The sequence below is a fragment of the Methylobacterium variabile genome, from assembly GCF_001043975.1.
GTDB lineage: Bacteria > Pseudomonadota > Alphaproteobacteria > Rhizobiales > Beijerinckiaceae > Methylobacterium > Methylobacterium variabile.
In genome coordinates this window covers 1-24,977 of sequence record NZ_LABY01000020.1, presented here as the reverse complement: position 1 = coordinate 24,977, position 24,977 = coordinate 1, and the positions used below count along the sequence as shown (strand labels likewise).

General features: G+C 72.7%; 32 protein-coding genes. 19 read left to right on the top strand and 13 right to left on the bottom strand.

Features of this window, described 5'->3' with window-relative positions; translation table 11 throughout:
* Positions 1 to 12 precede the first annotated feature (12 nt).
* Positions 13 to 222, bottom strand: a complete 210-nt coding sequence (locus VQ02_RS03205) for a hypothetical protein (protein ID WP_048442714.1) — start codon at positions 220 to 222, stop codon at positions 13 to 15.
* Between the two features lie 276 nt (positions 223 to 498).
* Between VQ02_RS03205 and argB the strand changes: the two genes are divergently transcribed.
* The 4 genes from argB to VQ02_RS34560 all read left to right on the top strand — a co-directional run bounded on the left by argB (position 499) and on the right by VQ02_RS34560 (position 3,478).
* Positions 499 to 1,422 carry an acetylglutamate kinase gene (gene argB, locus VQ02_RS03200; protein WP_048442713.1) on the top strand — a complete coding sequence of 308 codons (924 nt, stop codon included), beginning with the start codon at positions 499 to 501 and terminating at the stop codon, positions 1,420 to 1,422.
* A 127-nt stretch (positions 1,423 to 1,549) separates the two neighbouring features.
* Positions 1,550 to 2,281 carry a pyrimidine 5'-nucleotidase gene (locus tag VQ02_RS03195; protein WP_048442712.1) on the top strand — a complete coding sequence of 244 codons (732 nt, stop codon included), beginning with the start codon at positions 1,550 to 1,552 and terminating at the stop codon, positions 2,279 to 2,281.
* Between the two features lie 136 nt (positions 2,282 to 2,417).
* Positions 2,418 to 2,840: a metallopeptidase family protein gene (locus tag VQ02_RS03190; protein WP_048442711.1), complete on the top strand. Its 423-nt coding sequence runs from the start codon at positions 2,418 to 2,420 to the stop codon at positions 2,838 to 2,840.
* A 272-nt stretch (positions 2,841 to 3,112) separates the two neighbouring features.
* Positions 3,113 to 3,478 carry a hypothetical protein gene (locus VQ02_RS34560; protein ID WP_053080188.1) on the top strand — a complete coding sequence of 122 codons (366 nt, stop codon included), beginning with the start codon at positions 3,113 to 3,115 and terminating at the stop codon, positions 3,476 to 3,478.
* On the opposite strand, the gene VQ02_RS03180 is transcribed toward VQ02_RS34560, so the two are convergent.
* The 3 genes from VQ02_RS03180 to VQ02_RS03170 form a co-directional block, all read right to left on the bottom strand.
* Entirely contained in the window at positions 3,402 to 4,631 is a 1,230-nt protein-coding gene (locus VQ02_RS03180; RefSeq protein WP_048442710.1) for a hypothetical protein, read from the bottom strand. The genes VQ02_RS34560 and VQ02_RS03180 overlap by 77 nt on opposite strands.
* A gap of 122 nt (positions 4,632 to 4,753) precedes the next feature.
* Positions 4,754 to 5,020, bottom strand: coding sequence for a hypothetical protein (locus tag VQ02_RS03175; RefSeq protein ID WP_048442709.1), 267 nt, complete (start codon positions 5,018 to 5,020; stop codon positions 4,754 to 4,756).
* Positions 5,021 to 5,025: 5 nt separating this feature from the next.
* Entirely contained in the window at positions 5,026 to 6,039 is a 1,014-nt protein-coding gene (locus tag VQ02_RS03170; RefSeq protein WP_048442708.1) for a WD40 repeat domain-containing protein, read from the bottom strand.
* A 249-nt stretch (positions 6,040 to 6,288) separates the two neighbouring features.
* On the opposite strand from VQ02_RS03170, the gene VQ02_RS03165 reads away from it, so the two are divergent.
* The 9 genes from VQ02_RS03165 to VQ02_RS38015 all read left to right on the top strand — a co-directional run bounded on the left by VQ02_RS03165 (position 6,289) and on the right by VQ02_RS38015 (position 11,645).
* Complete coding sequence (locus VQ02_RS03165; RefSeq protein WP_048442707.1) at positions 6,289 to 6,693, top strand: response regulator; 405 nt, start codon at positions 6,289 to 6,291, stop codon at positions 6,691 to 6,693.
* A gap of 40 nt (positions 6,694 to 6,733) precedes the next feature.
* Entirely contained in the window at positions 6,734 to 7,171 is a 438-nt protein-coding gene (locus VQ02_RS03160; RefSeq protein WP_048442706.1) for a hypothetical protein, read from the top strand.
* A gap of 280 nt (positions 7,172 to 7,451) precedes the next feature.
* The gene (locus VQ02_RS03155; protein WP_048442705.1) at positions 7,452 to 8,015 is read left to right on the top strand and encodes a hypothetical protein; all 564 of its coding nucleotides are present in this window, start codon (positions 7,452 to 7,454) and stop codon (positions 8,013 to 8,015) included.
* A gap of 40 nt (positions 8,016 to 8,055) precedes the next feature.
* On the top strand, positions 8,056 to 8,748 hold the full coding sequence (locus VQ02_RS03150; protein ID WP_048442704.1) for a MotA/TolQ/ExbB proton channel family protein: 693 nt from the start codon (positions 8,056 to 8,058) through the stop codon (positions 8,746 to 8,748).
* Positions 8,749 to 8,828: 80 nt separating this feature from the next.
* Entirely contained in the window at positions 8,829 to 9,305 is a 477-nt protein-coding gene (gene tolR, locus VQ02_RS03145) for a protein TolR (RefSeq protein WP_048442703.1), read from the top strand.
* Positions 9,306 to 9,312: 7 nt separating this feature from the next.
* Positions 9,313 to 10,302, top strand: a complete 990-nt coding sequence (locus tag VQ02_RS03140; protein ID WP_048442702.1) for an energy transducer TonB family protein — start codon at positions 9,313 to 9,315, stop codon at positions 10,300 to 10,302.
* A 103-nt stretch (positions 10,303 to 10,405) separates the two neighbouring features.
* Positions 10,406 to 10,918 (top strand): metallophosphoesterase family protein, encoded by a 513-nt coding sequence (locus tag VQ02_RS03135; protein WP_048442701.1) that lies wholly within the window; start codon positions 10,406 to 10,408, stop codon positions 10,916 to 10,918.
* Positions 10,919 to 11,084: 166 nt separating this feature from the next.
* Positions 11,085 to 11,405: a hypothetical protein gene (locus VQ02_RS03130; protein WP_048442700.1), complete on the top strand. Its 321-nt coding sequence runs from the start codon at positions 11,085 to 11,087 to the stop codon at positions 11,403 to 11,405.
* Between the two features lie 96 nt (positions 11,406 to 11,501).
* Positions 11,502 to 11,645: a hypothetical protein gene (locus tag VQ02_RS38015; protein WP_167350702.1), complete on the top strand. Its 144-nt coding sequence runs from the start codon at positions 11,502 to 11,504 to the stop codon at positions 11,643 to 11,645.
* A 25-nt stretch (positions 11,646 to 11,670) separates the two neighbouring features.
* On the opposite strand, the gene VQ02_RS03125 is transcribed toward VQ02_RS38015, so the two are convergent.
* Positions 11,671 to 11,931, bottom strand: coding sequence for a hypothetical protein (locus tag VQ02_RS03125; protein ID WP_048442699.1), 261 nt, complete (start codon positions 11,929 to 11,931; stop codon positions 11,671 to 11,673).
* A gap of 165 nt (positions 11,932 to 12,096) precedes the next feature.
* Between VQ02_RS03125 and flaF the strand changes: the two genes are divergently transcribed.
* Positions 12,097 to 12,462 (top strand): flagellar biosynthesis regulator FlaF, encoded by a 366-nt coding sequence (gene flaF, locus VQ02_RS03120; RefSeq protein ID WP_048442698.1) that lies wholly within the window; start codon positions 12,097 to 12,099, stop codon positions 12,460 to 12,462.
* A gap of 130 nt (positions 12,463 to 12,592) precedes the next feature.
* On the opposite strand, the gene VQ02_RS03115 is transcribed toward flaF, so the two are convergent.
* From VQ02_RS03115 to VQ02_RS03105, 3 genes are all read right to left on the bottom strand, one after another.
* Positions 12,593 to 12,913: a hypothetical protein gene (locus tag VQ02_RS03115; RefSeq protein ID WP_048442697.1), complete on the bottom strand. Its 321-nt coding sequence runs from the start codon at positions 12,911 to 12,913 to the stop codon at positions 12,593 to 12,595.
* A 254-nt stretch (positions 12,914 to 13,167) separates the two neighbouring features.
* The gene (locus VQ02_RS03110; RefSeq protein ID WP_245239613.1) at positions 13,168 to 13,647 is read right to left on the bottom strand and encodes a Rap1a/Tai family immunity protein; all 480 of its coding nucleotides are present in this window, start codon (positions 13,645 to 13,647) and stop codon (positions 13,168 to 13,170) included.
* A gap of 128 nt (positions 13,648 to 13,775) precedes the next feature.
* Positions 13,776 to 14,459, bottom strand: coding sequence for a hypothetical protein (locus tag VQ02_RS03105; RefSeq protein WP_048442696.1), 684 nt, complete (start codon positions 14,457 to 14,459; stop codon positions 13,776 to 13,778).
* Between the two features lie 296 nt (positions 14,460 to 14,755).
* Between VQ02_RS03105 and VQ02_RS03100 the strand changes: the two genes are divergently transcribed.
* Positions 14,756 to 15,610 carry a trypsin-like serine peptidase gene (locus tag VQ02_RS03100; RefSeq protein WP_048442695.1) on the top strand — a complete coding sequence of 285 codons (855 nt, stop codon included), beginning with the start codon at positions 14,756 to 14,758 and terminating at the stop codon, positions 15,608 to 15,610.
* Here the strand turns inward: VQ02_RS03100 and rsmD are convergent.
* Both rsmD and VQ02_RS03090 read right to left on the bottom strand, forming a co-directional pair.
* A complete protein-coding gene (gene rsmD, locus VQ02_RS03095; protein WP_048442694.1) occupies positions 15,597 to 16,157 on the bottom strand; it encodes a 16S rRNA (guanine(966)-N(2))-methyltransferase RsmD in 561 nt (186 codons plus the stop codon). The two genes, VQ02_RS03100 and rsmD, sit on opposite strands and share 14 nt — an antisense overlap.
* Before the next feature lie 14 nt (positions 16,158 to 16,171).
* Positions 16,172 to 18,091: a pseudouridine synthase gene (locus tag VQ02_RS03090; RefSeq protein ID WP_083469016.1), complete on the bottom strand. Its 1,920-nt coding sequence runs from the start codon at positions 18,089 to 18,091 to the stop codon at positions 16,172 to 16,174.
* A 44-nt stretch (positions 18,092 to 18,135) separates the two neighbouring features.
* Between VQ02_RS03090 and VQ02_RS03085 the strand changes: the two genes are divergently transcribed.
* The 4 genes from VQ02_RS03085 to VQ02_RS03070 all read left to right on the top strand — a co-directional run bounded on the left by VQ02_RS03085 (position 18,136) and on the right by VQ02_RS03070 (position 22,859).
* Positions 18,136 to 18,624 carry a nucleoside deaminase gene (locus VQ02_RS03085; protein WP_048442693.1) on the top strand — a complete coding sequence of 163 codons (489 nt, stop codon included), beginning with the start codon at positions 18,136 to 18,138 and terminating at the stop codon, positions 18,622 to 18,624.
* An 89-nt stretch (positions 18,625 to 18,713) separates the two neighbouring features.
* A complete protein-coding gene (locus VQ02_RS03080; RefSeq protein WP_048442752.1) occupies positions 18,714 to 20,048 on the top strand; it encodes an Nramp family divalent metal transporter in 1,335 nt (444 codons plus the stop codon).
* Positions 20,049 to 20,199: 151 nt separating this feature from the next.
* Positions 20,200 to 21,045: a transglutaminase-like domain-containing protein gene (locus tag VQ02_RS03075; RefSeq protein ID WP_048442692.1), complete on the top strand. Its 846-nt coding sequence runs from the start codon at positions 20,200 to 20,202 to the stop codon at positions 21,043 to 21,045.
* Between the two features lie 164 nt (positions 21,046 to 21,209).
* Positions 21,210 to 22,859, top strand: a complete 1,650-nt coding sequence (locus VQ02_RS03070; protein ID WP_048442691.1) for a DEAD/DEAH box helicase — start codon at positions 21,210 to 21,212, stop codon at positions 22,857 to 22,859.
* A gap of 53 nt (positions 22,860 to 22,912) precedes the next feature.
* Here VQ02_RS03070 and VQ02_RS03065 read toward each other — a convergent pair whose 3' ends face one another.
* The 3 genes from VQ02_RS03065 to VQ02_RS03055 form a co-directional block, all read right to left on the bottom strand.
* Entirely contained in the window at positions 22,913 to 23,248 is a 336-nt protein-coding gene (locus VQ02_RS03065; protein ID WP_053080185.1) for an Hpt domain-containing protein, read from the bottom strand.
* A gap of 91 nt (positions 23,249 to 23,339) precedes the next feature.
* Positions 23,340 to 23,723: a hypothetical protein gene (locus tag VQ02_RS03060; protein WP_209436967.1), complete on the bottom strand. Its 384-nt coding sequence runs from the start codon at positions 23,721 to 23,723 to the stop codon at positions 23,340 to 23,342.
* Between the two features lie 328 nt (positions 23,724 to 24,051).
* A partial coding sequence (locus VQ02_RS03055) for a histidine kinase dimerization/phosphoacceptor domain -containing protein (protein ID WP_048442689.1) occupies positions 24,052 to 24,977 on the bottom strand: 926 nt, incomplete at its 5' end.

Below are 24,977 nucleotides of genomic sequence, written 5' to 3'. Positions count from 1 at the left end.
CGCTCCGGGAGGTCAGCGCTTCGACGGCAGCCAGGCCGGCTCGGGCTCCTGGCGCGGCAGCACCGCCGCGACGGCGTCGAGATCGACCGTGTAGCTGTCGGTGAGCAGGCGCCAGAGGTCCTGGCGGCTGGCGGCGCGGTGGCTCAGGGAGCTGACCGTTGCGGCGAGGAGCGAGGGGCTGGTGAGGGCGGGGCGCGGCAGGAGGGAATCGGCGGGGCGCATCGGGGAGAATCCGGTGGATCGTCCCCAGGATGTTCCGATCATGGTTAAGCGCCGGTAAAACGGCGCCGGCGCGGACGGCCGCCGGGATCCGTCATCCAACCGTCGCGTGCCGCCGCCAGAACCCGCCGACGCTGACGGGTGCGGCCGTCCGTCGGGACTTCCAGTGTCGAGGTCGCGCGAGTTTTCGGTGTGACACGCCGCGCGTTGATGCGTAGAACCCCGCGCCGTCCCCGGCCGCGCGCCGCGGCCCGACCTTGCGAGAGGAAACCCGCCACGATGAGCGATTCCGGAGCGGACAAGTCGCCCAACGTCCAGCTGCCCAACGTGCACGTGCGGGCCGAGGTGCTGGTGCAGGCGCTGCCGCACATGCAGCGCTACGACGAGGAAGTCGTCGTCATCAAGTACGGCGGCCACGCCATGGGCGACCGCGCCGCGGCCGAGGATTTCGCCGAGGACATCGTGCTCCTCGAGCAGTCGGGCCTCAAGCCCGTGGTGGTCCACGGCGGCGGGCCGCAGATCGGCCGCATGCTCGACCGGCTCGGCATCAAGTCCGAGTTCCGCGAAGGCTTGCGGGTCACCGACGAGGCCACCGTCGAGGTGGTCGAGATGGTCCTGGCCGGCTCGATCAACAAGCAGATCGTCGGCTGGATCTCCGCCGAGGGCGGCAAGGCCATCGGCCTGTGCGGCAAGGACGGCAACATGGTGCGGGCGCGCCGCGCCTCCCGCACGGTGACGGATCCCGATTCCAACATCGAGCGTCACGTCGATCTCGGCCTCGTCGGCGAGCCCGAGCACGTCGACCGCACGGTCCTAGACGCGGTGCTGAAGGCCGAGCTGATCCCGGTTCTCGCCCCCGTGGCGGTCGGCAGCGACAACCAGACCTACAACGTCAACGCAGACACCTTCGCGGGCGCCATCGCCGGGGCGATGCGGGCCAAGCGCCTGCTGCTCCTCACCGACGTGCCGGGCGTGCTCGACAAGAACAAGCAGCTGATCCCGGAGCTGTCGATCGAGGATTGCCGCCGTCTCATCGCCGACGGCACCATCACGGCCGGCATGATCCCGAAGATCGAGACCTGCATCTACGCCCTCGAGCAGGGCGTCGAGGCGGTGGTCATCCTGGACGGCAAGGTACCGCACGCGGTGCTGCTCGAGCTGTTCACCGACTACGGCGCCGGTACGCTGATCCGCCGGGCGTAGGGGAAGCGGACCGGGCGGCCTGCTCCGGCCGCCCGGTCATCTCGGACGACCTTTCGTCTTCCCTTCCGGCCCGCCTCGCCTATCTTGGGCGTCCGGGGCCATGGGGCCCCCGTCGCCGGAACGTCCCTTGCTCCTGCCAGGCGAGAGCCACCTCACCGCGCCTAAGGCCCGCGGCTTCTCCGGGATCGACACCTGGGTGTTCGACCTCGACAACACGCTCTATCCCCACGACGCCCGCGTCTGGCCGCAGGTGGACGAGCGCATCACCCTCTACGTGATGAACCTGTTCGGGCTCGACGGGATCTCGGCCCGGGCCTTGCAGAAATACTTCTACCACCGCTACGGCACGACGCTCCGCGCCCTGATGGCGGAGTGGCGGATCGATCCGTACGAGTTCCTCGACTTCGCCCACGACATCGACCATTCGAGCATCGCGCTCAATCCGGGCCTCGGCGGGGCGATCGAGAGCCTGCCCGGCCGCAAGCTGATCCTCACCAACGGCTCACGCCGGCACGCCGAGAACGTGGCGCGGAAGCTCGGCATCCTCGATCACTTCGAGGACGTGTTCGACATCGCGGCGGCCGACTTCGTGCCCAAGCCCGAGCGCACGGCCTACGAGAAGTTCCTCCACCGCCACGGGGTCGACCCGACCCGCTCGGCCCTGTTCGAGGACATCGCCAAGAACCTCGTCGTGCCGCACGACCTCGGCATGGCGACGGTGCTGGTGGTGCCCCGCACCATCGATCCGTTCCGCGAGAGCTTCGAGCAGGAAGCGGTGCGCGCGCCCCACATCGACCACATCACCAACGATCTCGCGGGCTTCCTGACCGACCGGGTCGCCCCGGCGGTGGCGGCGTGAGCCCGACCCCCGAGGATCCCGCCGAGGTCTGGGGCCGGCGCATCGGCCGCGGCCTCGGCTTCGCGGCCCTCGCCGTGCTGGCCTACTGGCTCGGCCAGCAGCTGCGCCTGTGGTGATGCCCAAAGCAGGGACCGAGATGACCGAGACCGACTGGAGCGACCGCCGGGCCCCCGACCTCGCCGCCATCGAGGCCCTGGCCGAGGCCGCCTTCGCGCGGCTGCCGGACGCGTTCCGCGCCCTGTGCGACGGCGTGGTGATCCGGGTCGAGGAGTTCCCCGACGACGAGACGCTCGAGGAGATGGGCTGCGAGAGCGAGTTCGACCTCCTCGGCCTGTTCCGCGGCACCGGCCTTGCCCAGGGCGGCGGCGCGGCGAGCCTCGCCACCGGGCAGTTCCCCAACATGGTCTGGCTCTACCGCCGGCCCCTCCTCGATTACTGGGCCGAGCACGACGAGACCCTCGGTCACCTCGTCACCCACGTGCTGGTGCACGAGATCGGCCACCATGTCGGCCTCTCCGACGACGACATGGCGGCGATCGAGGCCGCGGCCGAGGCGTGATGCCTTCGCTGGTGGCTTAAATCCTCCGGCGAGGTGCGCGCCGACCGGACGGACGGAGCCTAGGCCTGAAGCTCTAGAACAGCGTCCGATCGCACGACGATCGTGCGATGCCCTAAATCCTTGATAGGATCGCGTTATCTGGGGCAGACCATCATTCGACAACGCGAGAAATGCTCACCGGTAGTATAACCGTGATGCGATTGCGGGTGCCGTGCGGCGTCCGTATCGGCCAGTGACCGATCGCCAGTCCGGCTGCCGCAAAGAACCAGAAAATGTCCACCCGCATCACTCTCGACCACGTCCTCGTCGATACCGGAAGTGCCGACTGCGAGGGCTGCCTGGCCTATCGCGACGGGCGCCTCATCGGCGTCCTGACCCAGCTCGACCCGGACCTGCACGGGGATCTCGGCGTAGGGCGGCACTGGTTCCTCGAGGCCGGGTTCGGGCCGGTCGCCGCCGAGCCGCGCCCGCCGACCTTCCTGACCCTCGACGAGGCCTGCGCGTGGCTCGACGGCCGGACGGCCGGCGCCGGGCCACGCTGCCCGGCATCCGACCAACCGGTCACGCCGCGCTGCGCGGCGGCAGGGCACTCGCCTTCGGCCGGCTGGTGCGAAACTGGCCACGCTCCGCGGCGATGAAGACCAGCACCACCACCGTCACGCTGGTGAACCACCAGCTCGCGGTGGTGCCGATGCCGAGGCAGGCGGAGGCGAAGGCGGTGGCGGCGGTGGCCATCGCGCCGGGCGTCAGCACCGGGTGCTCGCGGCCGGAATGGCGGATGCCGTTCCAGAGCACGAAGGCCGCCGCGAAGGCGCCGACGATCCCGAGCTCGTACCAGATCTCGAACAGCAGCGAGGCCGGGGCATTGATCGGCAGCATGCCGACCACCTTGCCGCGCAACGCCGTCTCGAGGCCGTGGCCGGTGATCAGCCGCAGGGGCTCGCTCGTGACCACCCGCTGCCAGGCCCGCAGGGACAGGACCGTCGGGTGAAGCGGCCCGAGCACCGGGGTCAGCACGGGCCGCAGGAGGAAGGGCAGCAGGGGCGCCAGCGCAACCAGCCCCGCCGCGACGCCGGCGGTGACCCGCACCCCGAGGCCCTGGCGCCAGGCCGAGAGCGCGAAGGCGGCGGCCCCGAAGGCCAGCGCCAGCAGCGGCACCGGACCGGGGGCCAGCACCAGCGCCAGGGCCACCACCACGGCGAGGCCGAGTGCCTCCATGTCGCGGCGGCGCGAGCGCAGCCAGGCGGCGGCGGGCCAGAGCAGGAGGGCGAGCAGCATCGCGCCGCGCTCGAGCGCGCTGTCGTCCTCGAAGCCGCCCCGCAGGGAGGCGCCGCTGAACAGGCCGAGCAGCACGGCCCCGATCGCCGCCGCCCCGACCCCGAGGGGCAGGAGGTAGAGGTTGGCCGAGCGCATCCGGTCGGGCAGCGCGAGGTAGCCCGCCACCGTCAGCGCCACCGTGGCGGCGAGGTTGAGCAGGCGCTCGGTCGCCGGGCCGGGGAACGGCGTCCAGACCAGCGAGAGGGCGCACCAGCCCAGCAGCAGCGCGCCGGCGAGGATCGCCCGCGCCCCGCCGAGGCGCGACAGCCCGGCCCCGAGGGGGCGCTGCGCGCCGTCGAGGGCGGCCGCGATGATCAGCAGCACGATGCCGATCGGCGCCAGGATCACCACGCTGCGCCGCGACACCAGGGCCGTGACCGGGATCACCACCGTCAGGCCGAAGAAGGCGAGGCGGCGCAGGAGCGCCGCCGCGTCGACGGCGGGATCGGGGGTGGGCGACGTCGCGCGCGGCATGGCGGCAAATCCGGCTGCCGGCGCCGGAGGGCGCCGTTCTCCCCTCCTAGTCGAGAGGGCGGCCCATGGGCTGTAGATGGGGCGCAACACTGGGGCCGGGCGCTCGCGCCGCGGCGGGGTCGTCAGCCCCTCACCACCGCGGCGACGTCCTCGTCCGTGACCGCCTCGAGGGGCTTGCCCACCTTGCAGGCGCGCGAGCGCGCGCCGGGAGCCAGGATCAGGATCACGGTCTCGGTCCCCGGGCAGGCGGGGTCGGCGCAGACGATCTCGCTGACCGTCAGGCTCACCTCCGGGCCGAACCCGCCGAGCCGGCGGGCGAGATCCGCCACCCGGGCCCGCGCGGCAGCGTCCGCCGGCGGACGCCGGCGGAAGGCGCCAAGCAGACTCATGCCCGTCAGCGCGGCAGGCTGAGGAGGCCGGCCTGGCCATCGGCGCAGCCGAAGGCCAGGTGCTCGCCCCCGGCGTGCCAGCTCATCGCCGTCACGGCGCTGCCCCGCACCGCCGGGCGCACCAGCAGCTCGGAGGCGTCGGTGAAGCGGATCAGCAGCACGCAGCCGTCCTCGTAGCCCGCTGCCAGGACCGGGGCCTTGGGGTGGAAGGCGACCCGCGAGACCCGGGCCGGGCGCACGCCGCATTCCCGCGGCGCCTTGCCGGTCGGGCCCTCCTTGGAGTCGAACGGCCAGACGATCACCGCCTCGGCGCCGCTCGTCGCCAGCCAGTGCCCGTCCGACGACCAGGCGAAGGAGCGCACCTTGGCCGGGTAGCCGGTCATCCGCATGTGGCCCCGATCGGGTTGCAGGCGCCAGCCGTGCAGGGCGTTCTCCTGCATCGTGGTGATGACGAAGCGCCCGTCCGTCGACCAGGTCACGTCGATGTGCGAGCCCTTCCAGGTCAGGGCCTCGGGGGCGGTGTCGAGGTTCGGGTACCACAGCGTGGCGCCGCCGTAATGGGCCACCGCCAGCCGGTAGCCCTTGGGGGCGAAGGCGAGGCCGCGGGCGGTCGAGGGCGCCTCGAAGGTCTTCTCGCGGCCCTTCGCGTCGCGGGCGACGACGCGCTTGCCCGCCGCGTAGGCGACGCCGCCGTCGGGATGCAGGGCGAGGGCGTCGATCCAGGCGCCGCCCTTCGCCGTGGCGAGGGTCTCGACGCTGCCGTCCGCCCGCACCGCGGCGAAGCGGCCGTCGTCGCCGCCGGTGACGAGGCGCTTGCCGTCGCCGGCCGCCACCAGGATGCCGGCCTCCGGGTGGGCCTCGACCCGGGTGGTCTCGCCGGTCTCGGCGACGAGCAGCACCGCCCCGTCGCCGAGGGCCAGGGCGAGGTTCCGGCCGATCCAGTGCGCGGCGATGACGTGGGCGTCGGCCGCGATCCCGGTGACCTGCTGGGTGAGGGAGGGGGCGGCGGTGGCGCTCATCGCTCTTCCTGTGAACCTCGGATCTCGCGGCGGGCCTGTCACATGGGCGGCCTGCGCGCAAGGCCGCGGCCGGTTCCGGTCCGGATTAACCGCCCGTCCCGCAGGGTTAAGGCTTCGCTCACCAAACCCCGACAATTCGCGGGATCGCTCCCGAACACCGCCCAGGTTCGGGCGGTTCTTGTCTCGAACCGTCGCCGGAGCGCCCGGGTGCTCCGGCGGTCCCCTCATCCTCCTGGAGCGAGTTGCGTCATGATCCAGTCTGCCTACGCGGCGATGGTGCCGCCCGCTGCCCTCCCGTGCGAGACGGTGCTGGTGGTCGAGGACGAGGCGATGGTCTGCGAGATCGCCGCCGAGGCCCTGGCGGAGGAGGGATACCGGGTGCTCACCGCCGCCGACGCGGTCGAGGCCGGCCGCATCCTGCAGGCGGAGCGGGTCGACATGCTGTTCACTGACATCGACCTTGCCCGCAACACCAACGGGGTCGCCCTGGCCCGGGACGCCCGGCGCCGCTGCCCGCGCCTGCCGGTTGTCTATACGTCAGGCGGGCGCCATACCCTGCGCGAGGGCGAGGCCGTCGCCGACTCGGTCTTCGTCCCGAAGCCCTACCGCCCGAGCCAGCTCGTGGCCCTGGCCAACCGCATCCTCGGTCACTGACATCCCTGCCGCTTCAACCCCTTCCGGAGCCACGACACCCATGCGCCCGCCCTTCGTCCTGTCCGGCCTCCTGGCCGTCCTCCTCGCCGGCCACGCCCTCACGGCCGGAGCCAAGGACGCGCCGGCCCCCGCGTCGGCCTCGGCGGCGCCTGCCCCGAGCCCGGCCTGCGACGTCGTCGGGCTGCGCCTCGAGGACGTGATCGCCAAGTCCTCCGAGCTGCGGAAGCCGGCCAACGAGCAGGCGGTGCGCGACCTGCGCACCCTGCGCGACGCCGCCGTGGTGCTCGACACCTACAAGCACCCGGAGGTCTGCGCTCAGGTTCTGGCGGTTCTGCGCGGGCTCGTGGCCGATCCCGAGCGGGCGATCGACCAGGGCGGCGACACCGACGAGGAGAAGGCCGAGGCGGTCGAGCAGGCCCGCACCCCCAAAGTCCCCGAGACGTCACCCGAAAAGACGCCGGAGACGAAGAGAAAATAGAGGACAGGGTGGAAGCGGGGCTTGCCGAAGTTGCCCGGTGCCCCGGTAACAGATTGGAATTCCTCTGAGTTTCGCGGGCGGTCTTGATCCTGCCCGGCCATCTCGCTAGTTCGGTCCTGTCGGCGGTCCGGGATCATTCCCGGGAATGAGGCCGGCATTGTCTGACGAGCAAGAGCGGAGCCGGAAGGGCGACGCGCCGCATGCCGGGCCCGGACGGGGCGGATGGTGCGCGCGCGGGCGGCCCGCTTTCGCGCTTCGCCGCCTCAGAGGAGTCCGAGACGTGCTCACGCAAGGGTTGCCCTGGTTCCGGGCCCGCATCGGCCATATCGGCCTCGACCTGGCCTTCTGCCTCGTCCTGTCCCTGGTGCTGCTCGCCTCCGTGGTGGCTCAGGCCGCGCCTGCTCAAGCGACCGAGGCGCAGGCCGCGCCCGCCCACGCCGCTCCGGCCCAAGGTGCTCCTGCCCAAGGTGCTCCTGCCCAAGCCGCCGCCGGGGTGCCGCTGCGGGTGGAGCTGAACAAGCTCGAGACCGCGGGCGAGACCTGCAAGGCGGTGATGATCGTCGAGAACGGCAAGGGCGGCCCGATCCGCTCCCTGCGCCTCGACCTCTACGCCTTCGATCCGGACGGCGTCGCGCAGAAGCGCAGCGTCGTCGAGCTCGGCCCGGTGCCGGCCCGCAAGACGGCGCTCCGCCAGTTCGAGATCGCCGGCGCCCCCTGCGCCCAGGTCGGCCGGGTGCTGCTCAACGACGTGACGGCCTGCGAGGGTCAGGACCTCACCCGCGAGACCTGCCTGGAGCGCATCGAGCCCGCCTCCGCCAAGGGCGCCGCGCCGTTCCTGCGCTGAGCCCTCGCTTCCTCCTTCCCCTCTCCCGGAGACCGCCGAGATGGATCCGACCACCGCGCCCGCCGCGGCCGCAGGCCACGACTTCTCCTTCCTCGGCCTCTTCCTGCAGGCCGACCCGATCGTGAAGGGGGTGATGATCCTCCTGGTCCTGGCCTCCGTGGTCTCCTGGACGATCATCATCGAGAAGCTGGTGCGGATCGCCGGGGCCCGGCGCCAGGCCAAGGCCTTCGCCCGCCTCGTCGCCACCGGGGGCATGCCGGAGGCGCGCTCCGGCATCTCGGCCCGGGTGGTGGCCGCCGCCCAGGAGGCCTGGCGCGACCAGGACCCGAGCGAGAGCCGCGCCGAGCGGCGCGAGCGCATCGAGCGCGCCATGCGGGCGGCCCTCACCCTCGACATGAAGCGGCTGCAGATCGGCCTGCCGTTCCTGGCCAGCTCCGGCTCGGCGGCGCCGTTCATCGGCCTGTTCGGCACGGTCTGGGGCATCATGAACTCGTTCTCGTCGATCGCGAAGAGCCAGGACACCAGCCTCGCGGTGGTGGCGCCGGGCATCGCCGAGGCGCTGTTCGCCACCGCGATCGGCCTCGTGGTCGCGATCCCGGCGGTGCTCGCCTACAACAAGTTCTCGAGCGACCTCGCCAAGGTCCAGTCGGCCTTCGTCGCCGGCATCGGCATCCTGGGCAATCGGCTGGCGCGCGACCGCAGCCATCACGCCCGAAGCGCCGCTGCCGAGTGAAACGGCCGATCAGACGAATCCTGACGATCCACGCGTGAAGCGCCTGCCCTGGGGGGCAGGCTCCGGGAGAGGCCCGCCAGATGGGTATGGGACCTGCGCAGGCCGGCGGCGGCGACGAGGATGGCTTCGACGCCGCGCCGATGTCCGAGATCAACGTCACCCCGATGGTCGACGTGATGCTGGTGCTGCTGATCATCTTCATGGTCGCCGCGCCCCTCATGACAGTCGGCGTGCCGGTGCAGCTGCCGAAGACGGCCGCCGCCAAGACCTCCGAGTCGAAGAAGCCCGTGGTGGTGTCGGTCGACAAGGACGGCCAGGCCTTCCTCGCCAAGGAGCCCCTGCCGGCTGACGGCGCCCTGGCGCGCCTGAAGGAGGCCGCCGCCCAGGATCCGGGCCAGACCGTGCTGGTGCGCGGCGACAAGGACGTGCCCTACGGCAAGGTGATGGAGGTCATGGGCCTCGTCGGCCAGGCCGGCTTCGCCAAGGTCTCGCTGATCGCCAACGCGCCCTCCGGCGGGGGCCTGCCGGCACCGGCGCCAGCGGCGGCGCCCCGGTAGTCCTCCGATGAGCCACACCGTCACGACCGACGCACCGGAGCCGCGGGAGCCGGGGACGGGCCTCGGCCTCGCCTTCCTGGTGGCGCTCGCCCTGCACGCCGGCGGCCTCTTCGCCCTGACTTACTGGCGGGCCGCGCCGAATCCGCCCGGCGAGAATGAGATCACCATCGATCTCGCGCCGGATCTGGCAGCCGTCGACGTGCCGAACGAGTCCAAGGACGTCGAGGACACGCCGCCGCCGACCGACGTGACCCCGCCCACGACCGTGCCGACCGCCGAGCCGCCGTCCGACACCGTGCCGGTCGAGACGCCCCCGCCGGAGACGAAGGTCGACGAGACCCCGCAGGAGACTCCTGTCGAGCAGATGCCGGCCGAGACGGTGCCGCTGGAGAAGCCGCCCGAGACCGTGACCGAGGCCGTGCAGGAGCCCGAGGAGCAGGTCGTCACCTCGACCAACACCGAGGCACCGGCCGCGGTGGTGGCCAAGCCGGTGCAGGAGCCGAAGCCCGTTCCCGTGCCGAAGCCGGTGGCCAAGCCCAAGCCCGTCGAGAAGCCCAAGCCGGTCGAGAGGCCGAAGCCCGTCGAGGCGAAGAAGCCGCCGCCGAAGCCGGTGCGCGACGTCAGGCGCGAGGCGCAACAAGCCGCCGAGCGCAACGCGGAGGCCGCGCGCCAGCGCCGCGCCGCGGCCGCGGCCTCGCGGGTGAACGACGGCGGCAGCTCGGCCGCCGCGAGCGCCAACGCCGCCCGGATGTGGGGCGCGATGGTGCGCGGGGCGATCCAGGGCCGGGCGCGCAGCGTCGGGGCGGCCGGCACCGCGACGGTCCGCTTCACGGTGTCCCGGTCGGGCCGGGTGCTCGGCGCCTCCCTCGCCGGCAGCAGCGGCAACAGCAGCATCGACGCCGCGGCCGTGGCGGCGGCGTCCGGGAGCCTGCCACCGGCGCCGGCGGAGTTCACCGGGGCGCAGCAGAGCTTCACCCTGCCGGTCCGGTTCAACTGATGAGGGCGTCGCCCCGCGGGACCGTGACCGCGGGAACCTGACCTCATGACGGGCTTTCCGGTTGGCCGCCCGGCATCGGGCCGCGCGACCGACCGGACCCCGCATGACGACCTACTTCACCAGCGACACCCATTTCGGCGATCCGCGGGTGCTGCGCATCGACCGCCGGCCCTTTCCCGACCTCGCGACCCACGACGCCGCCCTCATCGAGAACTGGAACGCCGTGGTGGCGCCGGACGACACGGTCTGGCACCTCGGAGACTTCGCCCTCGGGCCGCCTCCGGAGCGGGTCCAGGCCCTCGTCGCGGCGCTCAACGGGCGCAAGCACCTGATCATCGGCAACAACGACGGCCCGGCGACGCTCGCGGCGCAAGGCTGGGCCAACATCGCGCACTACGCCGAGATCGACGTCGGCGATGTCCACCTCGTGCTGTGCCACTACGCGTTCCGGACCTGGAACCGGATGGGCCGCGGCGTCGTGAACCTGCACGGCCACTCCCACGGCAAGCTCAAGCCCGTGACCCGGCAGTACGACGTCGGGGTCGATGCCTGGGATTTCCGCCCGGTGACGCTGGACACGATCCTGTCGACCCGGCGCCGGCGCGCCGCGACCTGAGGCCGTGCCGAGGCTACTGAGTCCGGCTGCCCCCGATCTGAGCAGTTTTGAGCGGAACCCCGCAGGCGCTCCCGACGTTCATCGGTCACAATAAGCAAGCTTGGCATCAGCCCTCATCCATGGAGCAGATTGCCGCAGCTTCACCCCGAGACTGTATGAGTTCGCGATGACCACACTGCGTCGTCTCCCGCTCGGCTGGCCTGTCGCCGCCGCCCTCCTGCTCCTCGCCGGTCCCGCACTGGCGCAGCCGGCCTGCATCGGGGCCCAGCGCAAGATCGACGAGGCCGGCGCCCTGCGCTTCCAGGCCCGCCAGGATGCCAGGCTCGGCGACCGCGACCGGGTCTGTGACAACCTCGGCGACGCCGAGGACCGCTACGAGGACGCCCGCGACCGGCTCGACGAGTGCGGCCTGAGGGTCGCGTCGATCGACCTCAAGAGCGCCCTGCGCTCCGTGCGCCAGGAGAAGCGCTTCTTTCGCTGCGACTGAGGGCGTGCCGTAGCGCACGCCGGTTCACCTGAAAATCACCCATGTCTCTCACCGGGCGGTGCCGTGAGCCGGACCGCCAGATCGGATCGCCTCGCCATGACCAGCGCAAACCAGACCTCGTCGGACGCCCGCCTCTCCGCCCCGACCGCCTGTGCTCACTCGTTCACCGCGGCGCTCTGCGGCTTCCTGGGCTCGACCGCGGCGACCACCGTGGTGATGCTGCTGCTCAGCAGCGTCTGATCCTCGGTCAGGTGCCGCGCACCCGTCAGGGCGCCACCGACCAGAAGCGCCGACGGGCGAACAGCATGTCCGGGTGCCCGACCTGCGGGCTCCCCGCCTGCATCGCTCCCTGAGCCTGGACCACGGGCGCCGGGCAGGCCGGCTCCGGGCGCCGGGTCTGGATCACCACCGCCTCGGGCCGCACCAGTCCCATCCTCACTTGAACGTCCGGATTGCGCAGGGCCGCGATCGTCGCCACGGCGGCCATCAATGCGCCCGCGACGGCGCCGAGGAGGAAGTTCAGCATAGCGGCCGGTCCTTGCGCCGACATCGTAGCGGTTTGAGGGCGGGGCCTCGCCGGCCGGAGGAAATCCGGCTGCGGCAACGTCAGCTTCTTTCACAACTCAAGCTTAACAAATCGATGGCAGATCTGCCGGCGGGGCCGCGCTGCGGCCCGCCGGAGAGGCAGACGATGAGCTATGCGGCGAACGCCTACGCGAGAGTGTCGCAGGCGGCGTTATCACCCCGCGAGGCGGAAGCCGCGGTTCTGATCAAGGCAGCGGCACGCCTGCAGACGATTCAGGACAACTGGGACGCGCAGCAATCCGGGCTGAACGACGCCCTCGGCTTCAACCGCAAGGTCTGGACGATCCTGTCCTCCGCGGCGACGGAGCCGGACGGGCCGCTGCCGCAGGAGCTGAAGGCCGGGCTGGCCCGGCTCAGCGCCTTCGTGTTCACCCGCACCTTCGACCTGATGGTCGAGCCCGCCGCCGAGAAGCTGACCGCCCTGATCCGGATCAACCGCGAGTTGGCGAACGGCCTGCGCGGGAACCCCTGAGGGCGTTCACAGCCGACGAGCCGCACGTCCGCGGACAAGGCCTGTCCCGGGACTCGACCCCGACGAAAAAAGCCCCCGTCCCGATGGGACGAGGGCTCTCCTGGGCCTGCTCCCGTGCGGGACCGGCCTCTTACTTGCGCTGCCGGCGGGCCAGGGCGCTGTCGTCGCCGGAGGTGGTGGTCATCGGTGCTTCCAGGCCGCTGGTGTTCTGCTCGGCCCGGTCGGGCAGGGTCTGGTCGAAGTTGCGCCGGTTGGCGGCGTGGTCGTGATACTGCTCGGTCTGGACGTGCTTGCTGTCGAGACCCCGCGCCGCGCCGTGCTGGGACTTGTCGCGGTTGCTGAGCACCATGTTCTCCTCGAGGATCCCCTCGGGCAGCTCGGTCATCGCGCCGGTGCCGGAGCCCTTGCCCTGCGCTCCCGGACCCATGTTGTGCCTGTCGGCCTTGGCCATGCTCATCCTCCGATCAGCGGCTGCGGAGCGAGGATCCCGCCAATCGCGGCGCCTCGCCCTCGCCTAGACACTAACATTATGAAGCGCTTCGCCCGGAGCAAGCGGGGCCGCAGGAAATATTGCCGGGAACCTTTCGGCGGCGAAAGCGATGCGGTCGCCACGAATCCGACGCGACGACCATGGCGAGAGAGTTCTTTGACGTATGTAAGCTTGCGCGGTGCCTTGCGTGAACGTGCCGAAGCTGCGAGCCCCTGTCACTCCTTGCGGCACGGAAAGGCATCGCGCAGGGCCAGGAGAGCGAGGACGCCGGCCTTCTCGCGCAGGGCCGGCGGATGGGCGCTGCCATAGGCCACGACCGCCCGGACGAGCTGCAGCCGGTTGCCGTCCGGCGGCAGGCAGGTGCCGAGGAGCGGCGGCTGTTTGGCGGAATCGGCGACGCCGGCGAGGTCCTGCACGGCGGCCATGAAGGCCCAGCAGCCCACCGTCTCCGGATCCTGGCGGAACTCGACCTGACCGCCCCGAACCTTGGCGCCGCGCAGCAGGCTCTTGCATTGCGCCACCAGCACTTCGCCCTCCGCGGCCCGCGCGGGGACCGGTGCCAGCCCCGCGACCACCGCCCCCGCGAGGGCGGCGACCAGCCACCGTCCGGCGGCCGACGGGTGCGGCGCCCCGGGCGCGCGCAGGCGGTCGCCGGACCGAGGGACGCTGTTCCGGAACCTGCTCAGGATCGACATGCGGACTGACTCGACGCGGGAGGCCGCGTGCCTGCGGCCCGCCGCATTCTAGCAAGCGCGGCCGAGCCCCGCCCTGCCCCGGCCGCCGTCAGTCACACCCTCGTTGCCGCAGGCCGGCGGCGACGGGATCAGCGCGCCGGGTAGACGACCCGGGTCAGCGCCGCCTCGGTCCGGGCCGCGGGCTGCGCCGCCGGCCCGGCCTTCTGGTACTGCGCCATCATCCGGCGTGCGGCGTCGGCCGGGAGCGCCCCGATCGGAGCCGTCATCGCGAGCAGCTCCTTGCGGGTCTTGCTCGCCACCACGCCCGGACGGGTCACGTCCTGGAAGTCGGCCATCCGGTGCTTGTCGGTGTCGGGATCGCCGCGGAACACCCGCGGCCCCTCGGGCATGATGACGATGTCGCCGGGCCGCAGGGTGGGGTCGCGCAGGAGCGCGGTGCGGGCGTCGAGGGATTTGAGCGGCGACACGGCGAGCGCGAGGGGCTTGGTGTCGGCCTTCTCGGGCTTCGCCTCGGCCTTGGGCAGGGCGACGTAGCGCGTCTTGCCGCGCAGGGCCGCCCGGGCGTGGGCCGGGAGGCGGTTGCGCCGGGTCAGGCGCTGCCGCACCGGCGCGTCGTAGGGCTGGACGACGTAGGGCTGCGCCACCGGCGCGGGGTTGGAAGCTGGGCCTGAGAAGATCTGGCGGAAGAAATCCAGGCCGTCGCCGTCCGCGGCTCGCGCCCCCGCGCCCGAGGCGATCAGCAGGCAACCCGACGTCATCGCCAGGAGCAGGGCGCGCAGCCGGGCAGCCGGCAGGGTCTGGTGCGGCGGCATTGAGCCCCTCCAGTGATTATCATGATGGGTGAATGGGATGACCGTACTGGTACTCGGGCGATTAACCTCGACTACAGCCTGCCAGTTCCGGGACCGTCGCCAAAGATGAACGATTTATGAGCAAGGCGCCGCGGACCTTCTCCGATCGGGTGATCCGCAGGTCGCCGCCCGGTGCGGGGGATCCGTCGCAGCGCATCCGTCCTGCCCCGGCCTCGTGTTGCCGGCGCCCGCTTGAACACCGGGCGCCGGCCGGTGCATGGCAGAAGCGATCTAGGACGCCGCGACGGGAGCCGACGATGCCGCAGCGAGGCCGGGTGCCTCACGCCCTCACCCTCGGCCGGGTCCTCGGCGCTGCCCTGGCGCTCTGCCTCGCGCTGCCGGCCCGCGCGCAGGCACCCGCCGCCCCGCCGGACAAGCGCGTGCCCATGGAGCCGACGGCCTGGCCGTTCACGGCGATCGGACGGGTCAACGTGGTGCAGGGCCCGGCCCATCGCAGCCACTGCACCGGGACCCTGGTCGGCCCCCGGCACGTGCTCACCGCCGCCCACTGCCTGTTCGACGTCCGCCTCGACACCTGGGTCAAGCCGCATCAGGTCCATTTCGTCGCCGGCCAGGCCCGGGACCTGAACGGCGGCACCGCCGAGGCGGAGGCCTTCCGCCTCGCACCCGGCGTCGACCTGAGGCTGGCGGCGCGGCCGGCCCGCGGCGCCATCGCGCCCGAGATGATCGGGCGGGACTGGGTGGTCATCACCCTGCGCCAGCCCCTCGCCCTGAGGCCGGTGTCCTGGATCGTCCTGCCGAACGCCGACCTACCGGGAGGCCGGCCGGGCGCCGTGGTGGCGCTCGCCGGCTACGCCGCCGACAGGCCCTACCTGCCGGTGATCCATCGCGGCTGCGCGGTCCGTATCGACGCCCCGGCCCCGGGGCAGCTCGCCGACCTGTGCGAGTCGATGTCGGGGGAATCCGGCGCGCCGGTCCTGGTGCTCGATGCCGATGGCGGCGCGGCGCTCGTCGGCATCCACACCGCGGTGACCCAGGGCGTGCGGGTGGGGCAGGCCTACCGCTCGGCGAGCGGCGTCGGGGTCGCCGCCGGCAGCTTCGCGGCGGCGCTCGACGAGATGGTCAAGCCCGAGTCGGTCAAGCCGAAGTGAACCGCCAGAACGCCACCTGGGTGTCGCCGTAGGTGCGGCGTTCGAGCTCCGAGAAGCCGTCCGGCGGCGCCAGGGCGGCGGAGGCCTCCTCCTCCACCACCGCGAGGGCGTCGGGCGCGAGCCAGCCGCCCTTCCCGGCCGCGCCGAGCGCCCGGGGCGCGAGCTCGCGGCTATAGGGCGGATCGCAGAAGACGAGGCCGAACGGCTCCCCGGGCGGCGCGGGCCCGAGGCGCGTGGCATCCCGGCGAAACAGCCGGGTCACCCCCTCGAGCCCGAGGGCCTCGACGTTGGCCCGGATCACGCCCCGCGCCTCCGCCCCCTCGTCGACGAGGAGCGCGAAGGTCGCACCCCGGGACAGGGCCTCGCAGGCGAGCGCCCCGGTGCCGGCGAACAGGTCGAGCACCCGAGCCCCCGCGACGGGATCGTCGTAGGCGTGGGCCAGGACGTTGAACACCGCCTCGCGCAGCCGATCCGAGGTCGGCCGGATCGCGTCGCTGCGCGGACCCGCGAGGCCGCGGCCGCGCAAGGAGCCTCCGACGATCCGCATCGCTCGAGGCCCGCTCAGGCCCCGCGCGGCGGCCGGCCGCCGCCGGGACGGCCGCCCGGCCGCGCGCCGCGCCCGCCGGGCTTCGCCCCGCCACCGCCGCCGGGACGGAACCCGCCGCTGGGCTTGCCGAAGGGCTTTCCGCCGCCGCCCGGACGGCCGCCGCCGGGACCGCCCTTGCCTGCGAAGCTCTTGTCTGCGAAGCCTTTGCCCGCAGAGCCCTTGCCCGCAAAGGAGCGGCCCTCGCCGCCCCGACCGCCGGCGGGACGACCCTCGCCCTTGCCAGCGAAGCCGCGACCCTCGCCGCCGAACGAGCGACCCTCGCCCTTGCCGGCGAAGCCGCGGCCTTCGCCGCCCTTACCGCCGAACGAGCGGCCCTCGCCGCTCCTGCCGCTGCCGAACGAGCGCCCCTCTCCGGCGCCCTTGTTGAACGAGCGGCCTTCGAACGAGCGGCCGCCGCCGCCCTTCGCCCCGAAGCCACGGCCCTCGCCGCCCTCCGGGCGTCCGCCGGCCCGGCCGAAGCCGCGGCCGCCGTCATCGGCGAGGCCGGCCTTGGCGCCGCCCCGGGCGCTGCGCGCCGGCGCCGCGTCGTCGCGGGAGCGCCGCATCGGGCGGGCGTCGCCCTCGGGAGCCCGGTTCGGCGCGCCGTCGCGGAACTTGGTGCGGCGATGCGGGGCCGCCTCCTCCTGCGGCTGGGCGACCAGGCGCTCGACCAGAACCCGGCGATCGCCGCTGGCGATGGCGCCGACGCGCTTGCGCGGGGCGTCGGCGGTGGCGGCGCGGATCTCCTGCGGGCTGTCGCCGCGCCGGTGCACCCGTCCGCGGTTCGGCAGGTCGCCGGCGGCCTCGGCCTCGGGATCGCGCCAGACCGTGCGCGGCGGCGCCGGTGCGCGGCGGGCGGCCGGCGCGCCGGGCGGCTTGCCGAATTGCGGCCGGGCCGGGTCGCGCCCGCGGGCGGCTCCCTCCTGCGCCGCCTTGCGGGCGGCGGCCTTGGGCGAGCCGAACGGCGCGATCGGCTCGCGCACCGGGCTGGTGAAGTCGACGCCGGCCTGCTCGGCCAGGGTGTTGCCGAGCTGGTCCTTCAGCACCCGGGTGCGGATCTCCTCCACCAGCCCGACCTCGAGGTCGCCGAGCTGGAACGGTCCGAAGGAGAGCCGGATCAACCGGTTCACCGACAGGCCGAGATGCTCCAGGATGCGCTTGACCTCGCGGTTCTTGCCCTCGCGCAGGCCGAGCGTCAGCCAGACGTTGTCGCCCTGGGCCCGGTCGATCGTCGCCTCGATCGGGCCGTACTCCATCCCGTCGATGGTCACGCCCTTGCGCAGGCCGTCCAGCATCGCCTGGTCGACGTCGCCGAAGGCGCGCACGCGGTAGCGCCGGAGCCAGCCGGTCTCCGGATGCGCGATGACCTTGGCGAGGCCGCCGTCGTTGGTGAGGAGCAGGAGCCCCTCGGTGTTGATGTCGAGCCGGCCCACCGCCACCACCCGGGGCAGGTCCTCGGGCAGGACGTCGAACACCGTCTGGCGCCCCTCGGGGTCGCGGGCGGTGGTCACCACGCCGCGGGGCTTGTGGAAGAGCCACAGCCGGGTGCGCTCGCGGGTGGGCAGCGGCTCGCCGTCGACCGTGATGCGGTCGTCGGGCGTGACGTTGATCGCCGGGGAGTCGAGGCGCGCCCCGTTCAGCGTCACGCGGCCCTCAAGGATCATCGCCTCGGCGTCGCGCCGCGAGGCCACGCCCGCCCGGGCGATCGCCTTGGCGATGCGCTCCGGCTCCGGCTCGGCCGCCGGCGTCGCTGCCGCCTTGCCCTGAGCCGCCTTGCCCTGACCTGCGGCCGGCTTGGTCGAGGCCTGCCCCCCGTCCGGGGAGCCCGCGGATGCCTCGTCCCGTCCGCGACGCCGCTGCGGCGCCCCGGTCTCGTCGTCGTTGATGTCGTTCATGCGCGCCTGATACCAGACGGGGTTTGTCGACGCGAGTGGAACCGATGCGCGATTTTGCAAGGGGAGACCCATCCGCAAGCGGGGCCCCGCGTCCGGACCCTCTCGGCCTGGCCTTCGACGCGGCCCGGGAGGCGGCGGCGCGGGGCGAGGTGCCGGTCGGCGCCGTCGTGGTGCGGGACGGGGCGGTGCTGGCGGTCGCCGGCAACCGGCCCCGGGCCGACCGCGACCCCACGGCCCACGCCGAGATCCTGGCCATCCGCGCCGCCTGCGCGGCGCTCGCCGACGAGCGCCTGACCGGCTGCGACCTGTACGTCACGCTCGAGCCCTGCGCCATGTGCGCGGGCGCCATCAGCTTCGCGCGCATCCGCCGGCTCTACTTCGCCGCCGGCGACCCCAAGGGCGGCGCCGTCGAGCACGGCCCGCGCTTCTTCAACCAGCCGACCTGCCACCACGCCCCCGAGGTCTACGGGGGCCTGCGCGAGAGCGAGGCCGCCGCGCTCCTGCGGGACTTCTTCCGGGACCGACGGTCCTGACCGACCACGAATTCAGCCTTCTCAAATCAATATAGCAGTGGCTATATGACCCGGGCCCGGATCGATCGGGCGCGATGGAGCACGGGCTGATGCGAGACGGATGGGCGTGGCGCGCCGGCGACGGGGCGGCGGAGCCGAGCCTCGGGGCGATGAACGCGAGCGTGCCGGTGCGCCTCACCGGCTCGTGGCCGCGGCGGCTGCTGGCCTTCCTCGGCCCCGGCTACATGGTCTCGGTCGGCTATATGGACCCGGGCAACTGGGCCACCGACATCGCCGGCGGGGCGCAGTTCGGCTACACCCTGCTCGCCGTCATCCTGCTCTCGAACCTGATGGCGGTGGTGCTCCAGGCGCTCGCCGCGCGCCTCGGCATCGCCACCGGCCGCGACCTCGCCCAGGCCTGCCGCGACGCCTATCCGCGCCCGGTCGGGATCGCTCTCTGGCTCGCCTGCGAGGCGGCGATCATCGCCTGCGACCTCGCCGAGGTGATCGGCACCGCGATCGCCCTCAAGCTCCTGTTCGGCCTGCCGCTGCTCGCCGGTGCGATCCTGACCGGCCTCGACGTGCTGCTGATCCTGCTCCTGATGCGCCGGGGCTTCCGGGCCCTTGAGGCCTTCGTGATCGCGCTCCTGACGATCATCTTCGCCTGTTTCGCGATCCAGATCGCGATGGCCGCGCCGCCGGTCCGCGACGTGCTCGGCGGCTTCGTGCCGTCCGCCCAGATCGTCACCGACCCGGCGGCGCTCTACCTCGCCATCGGCATCCTGGGCGCCACGGTGATGCCCCACAACCTCTACCTGCACTCCTCGATCGTGCAGACCCGGGCCTATCCGCGCGACGAGGCGGGCAAGAAGAGCGCCCTGCGCTTCGCCGTCGCCGATTCGACCATCGCGCTGACGCTGGCGCTCTTCGTCAACGCCGCGATCCTGATCATGGCGGCCAAGGTCTTCCACGGCAGCGGCCACACCGGGGTGCAGGAGATCGAGGAGGCCCACGCCCTGCTCTCGCCGCTGCTGGGCGTCGGCCTCGCCTCGACCCTGTTCGCCCTCGCGCTCCTCGCCTCGGGCCTCAACTCCACGGTCACCGCCACCCTGGCGGGCCAGATCGTGATGGAGGGCTTCCTGCGCCTGCGGCTGCCGGACTGGGCGCGCCGCCTCCTCACCCGCGGCATCGCCATCGTGCCGGTGGTGGTGGTGACGGGCCTCTACGGCGAGCAGGGCACGGCCCGGCTCCTGGTGCTGAGCCAGGTCGTGCTCTCGATGCAGCTGCCCTTCGCGGTGATCCCGCTGGTGCGCTTCGTCTCGGACCCGGCCAAGATGGGCGCCCTCGTGATCCCGGCCTGGCTCAAGGTCCTGGCCTGGGCCATCGCCGCGGTGATCGTGGGGCTGAACCTGAAGCTCCTCGTCGACACGTTCACCGGCGCCTGACGCGGCTGTCGGAAAGCAGACATATGCGACCGGGGCCCTCGCATGCCCAACATTTGAGCAAAGGCGGCGGGCCGAAACGGCCGAGAACTCGGAACAACTCGGCCCGTCGAGGCTTGTGGCACCACGTTTCTTGAATTGCGTGGACGCCACGATGAAGATCCGCACCGGCTACTCGATTGCCTTCGATACGCCTGGCCCGACGCCGATGGTCCTGATGCTCAACGTCCATCCGTCCCGGGCCGGCGACCTGATCACGCCCGATACCATGACCATCGACCCGCCGGTCCCCGCGCACCAGTTCGTCGATTCCTTCGGCAACGTCTGCACCCGGGTCACCGCGCCGGGCGGCCGCATCACGTTCTCGTCCGACTTCCTGGTCGAGGACAGCGGCGCGGTCGACGAGTACGCGCCGGACGCGGTGCAGCACCCGGTGCAGGACCTGCCGGACGAGGTGCTGCCCTTCCTGCTCGGCAGCCGCTACTGCGACACCGACAAGCTGTCGAACACCGCCTGGCAGCTGTTCGGCACCACGCCCGAGGGCTGGGCCCGGGTCCAGGCCATCGTCGACTACGTCCACGAGCGGATCCGCTTCGACTACCAGCGCGCCGACGCCACCCGCAGCGCGCTCGACGGCTACACCCAGCGCGAGGGCGTCTGCCGCGACTTCGCGCACCTCGCCATCACGTTCTGCCGCTGCATGAACATCCCGGCGCGCTACTGCACCGGCTATCTCGGCGACATCGGCGTGCCGGCGGTGCCCGACCCGATGGACTTCTCGGCCTGGTTCGAAGCCTATCTCGGCGGGCGCTGGTACACGTTCGATGCCCGCCACAACCGGCCCCGCATCGGCCGCATCCTCATGGCCCGCGGCCGCGACGCCACCGACGTGGCGATCTCGACGAGCTTCGGCCCCGCCTGGCTCGCCAAGTTCGAGGTCCACACCGACGAGGTGACCGAGCCGGCGCCGCAGGCGCAGTGGCTCCAGGCTGCCGAGTAAGGGACGAGGTCCGGGATCCCCGCTCCCTCACGGGAGCGGGGATCCCGCGCCACCGCCGTTACAGTTCCTTCTCCGATTCGCCTCCGATGCGAAGAGGCGGCCTGCCCGCCCTGCCACTGCTGTCAAGCCTGGATGAGCAAACCTGATCCGGCTATGGCGGCGCGATGCTGCTTCGTCCCTACCAGCGCGCGAGCCTCGACGCGCTCCAGGCCGATTGGGCGCGCGGCGGCCGCAACGGCCTGATCGTGCTGCCGACCGGGGCCGGCAAGAGCCTCGTCATCGCCACCCTGGTGCGGGAGACCATGGCCCGCGACCCCGGGGCCCGGATCGCCGTCGTCACCCATACCCGCGAGCTGATCGCCCAGAACCACGCCGAGCTCCTCGGGCTCTGGCCCGAGGCCCCGGCCGGCATCGTCTCGGCCGGCCTCGGACGGCGGGAGGAGACGAAGGCCATCCTGTTCTGCGGCATCCAGTCGGTGTGGAACCGGGTCGAGGCGACCGGGGGCTTCGACCTCGTGATCGTCGACGAGGCTCACCTGATCCCGCGCGACGCCGACACCCGCTACGGCCGCTTCCTCGACGCGGTGCGGGCACGCTCGCCCGGGATGCGCCTCGTCGGGCTGACCGCCACGCCCTACCGTCTCGACAGCGGCCGCCTCGACGAGGGCGCCGGCCGGGTCTTCGACCGCATCGTCTACGAGGCCCAGGTCGGCGACCTGATCCGCGAGGGCTACCTCGCGCTGCTCGTCTCGAAGGCGACCGCCACGATCCTCGACGTCAGCGGCGTGCCCCTGCGGGCCGGCGACTACGTGCCGGGCGCCCTCGAGGCGGCGGTGAACCGCGACGTCATCACCAAGGCCGCCGTGGCCGAGCTGGTGGCCTACGGCGCCGGCCGTCGGGCCTGGCTCGCCTTCTGCGCCGGGGTGAAGCACGCCGACGCGGTCCGCGACGCGATCCGGGCGGAAGGCATCTCCTGCGAGGCGATCTCGGGTGAGACGGGCAAGCGCGAGCGCGACCGCATCGTGCGCGACTTCCGGGCCGGGCGCCTGCGCTGCCTCACCTCGGTCGGGGTGCTGGCGACGGGCTTCAACGTGCCGGAGGTCGACCTGATCGCGCTCCTGCGCCCGACCCAGAGCACCGGTCTCTACGTGCAGCAGGTCGGCCGTGGCCTGCGGCGGGCGCCCGGCAAGGCCGACGCCCTGGTGCTCGACTATGCCGGGCTGGTGCGCCGGCACGGCCCGATCGACGTGCTCTCGGCCAACGCCGTGGCGCGGGCGCGGCTCCTCGGCGAGGGCGGTCCCCGGGCCAAGCCCTGCCCGGGCTGCGGCGCCCTCATCGCGCTCAACGCCAGCACCTGCGAGGCCTGCTGGGTCGAGCCGGAGGAGGACGAGGCGGAGATGCCGCACGAGGCGGTGGCCGACGACGAGACCGCGGTCCTGTCCGCCGGCACCGTCGCGGTCGTGCGCGAGGCGCACGCACGCTGGTGGCCGGTGGCCGGCTGGGCGTTCCGGCGCGAGGCGCGCCCGCGCGCTCCGGACGTCCTGGCGGTGGCCCTCGAGGGCGACGAGGACGCGACGGTTGTGCGCCTAGACCTCGAGGCTTCGGGCTTCGCCCGTGAGAAGGCGGTGCAGTGGTGGCGCCGCCTCGGTGGCGCGATGCCCGCCCCCCTCGACGTCGACGAGGCCCTGGCGCGCTGCGACGAGCTCTCCCGGCCCGAGGCGGTCCGGGTCGTGCCGACCGGCCGGCTCTCCGAGAGCGTCGATTACCGCCTCGCCGGTGGGGCGACCTGGACCGACACGCGACGCGTGGCCTGAGACCGCGGCGCCGTCGAACGCGTCCGACGGCGCTGGCTCGGCCCGAACGGGCGTCAGCCCGCCGCGATCAGCCGGGACACCTCGGCCTCGGCCACCGCCTTCTCGGCCGCCACCTCGGCGGCGAGCCGGCGAACCTCCTCGGGGTCGCCCGCCTGGCAGGCCGTCTCCAGGGCGGCGCAGAGGTGCGACAGCCGGGTAAAACCGATCAGGCCCGACGAGGCGATGACGCCGTGCGCCGTCGCGCCGAGCACCGCCGGCTCCCCCGTCACCGACCAGTCCCGCAGCTGGGCCTGGAAGCGCCCGAGCAGCACTGGCAATGCCTGATCGCCGACCGCTTGGCGTAGGTCGGCGTAGGTCGTGGCATCGAGGGAGGGGGGCGTCGTGGGCATGGCGTCCGGCTCCAGCTGCGCGTCGGCTCGATGCGCGTCGGCTCTCGGAGCGCAACCCTACAGGATATGGAGCGCCCGCGATGTTCGGCCATCAGGCCGAGCGCGCGACGCTCGTGCCGATCTCCGCCGTCCGGGCCGCCTGCGCCTTGCGGGCATAGGTCCGCGCCCGCAGGACCGCCTCCGAGGGGAGCTGCTCGACGACCGATCCGTCCGGGCCGACGACCTGGAACACGATCTGCCGGCTGTCGGGATCGCGCCGGTAGAGGGCCCGGTCCGAGCCGACCTCGGAACTCTCCGGCGGCGGTTCGGCGGTCTGCCCGGCCGGCTTCCGGGCCTCCGGGCTCAGGTCGAGCGTCACCGCCGGTTCGAGGGGTGGGCTGGCGCTGGCCTGAGGGGAGCGGGAGGTGGTGTTCCGCACGGCCGGTTCCACCGCGGCCGGCGGATACGCCGCGGCAGGGCTGCTGATCTCGATCACGACGAAATCCTCTCGGATGCTCCGTTCGTGCCCAGCTAGCCGTCGCGAGCCCTACCCGGATGTTAACGCCGCCTGGGTGCTTGAAGGTTGTCTTAAGGCCGGGTTTCGATCGGTTAAGCAATTGCGCAGAATTCCGGGGATGCGCGCGGGTGGTGCCGATGGCCGTCGGGCGATGCCGGGGTCGCTCTCCCCGAACGGCCCTGCGCCGCGGAGGCCGAGAGCGCACGTCGTCGAGGCGAGGCGCCCGACGCAGCGAAAAAGGAGGCCTGGAGACGAGACGGCGCAGGGAAAACGTATCCGCGAGACGCGCCCGGGCCGGGGACGTCGATCACAGCGCGATGTCGATGCTCGCCGCCGTGCCCTTCTCGGCCTGGGCGTAATCGATCTGGGCCCGCAGGTTCGACGCCATGGCGCGCACGATGCGCGAGCCGAGGCCCGTGCCGCGCGGGGTGCCGGCGCCCTGCCAGCCGACGCCGTCATCGGCCACGGTGAGGCGCAAGGTGTTGCCGTCGCGCCGCGCGGTGATGCGGATCTCGCCGGTGACGCCCTCCGGATAGGCGTACTTGTAGGCGTTGGTGACGATCTCCGTGACGATCACCCCGAGGGAGACCGCCTTGTCGGTCGCCACCTCGACCGGAACGGCGTCGAGCAGGATGCGGTGGCGCTGGCCGGTGGCGTTCATCGCCCCGTCGAGATCCTCCACCAGGGTCGCCAGGTAAGCGTCGACGGCCACCACCCGCACGTCGTTGGAGGTGTAGAGGCGGCGGTGGATGCCGGCGATCGCGGTGATGCGGGTCTGGGTTTCCTCGAGGGCGGCGCGGGCGGAGGCGTCGGTGACGGTGTTGGCCTGCATCCGCACCAGCGCCGCCACCAGGGCGAGGCTGTTGGCCACCCGGTGGTTGACCTCGCGCAGCAGCAGTTCGGCCCGGTCCCGGGCCTCCCGCACCTCGGCCTCGGCCCGCTCCTTCTCGCGGCGGGTGCGGTCCTGCAGCACCGCCGTCGCGACCGCCTCGGCGAGGAGCTCGCGGAAGTGGCCCTGAAGGTCCTTCCAGACGTAGTCGACGGCGCCCGCCTTCAGGGCCGCCACGGCGACGCGGCTGTCCTCCGAGCCGGTGACGTAGATGACCGGCGGCGCCTCCGGCAGGGCGCGGATGCGCGGCAGGATCTCGAGGCCGGTCTCCTGCGGCATGTGGTGGTCGAGGGCGACGACGTCGAAGCGCTCGGCGGCGATCCGGGCGAGCCCCGCCTCGCCGT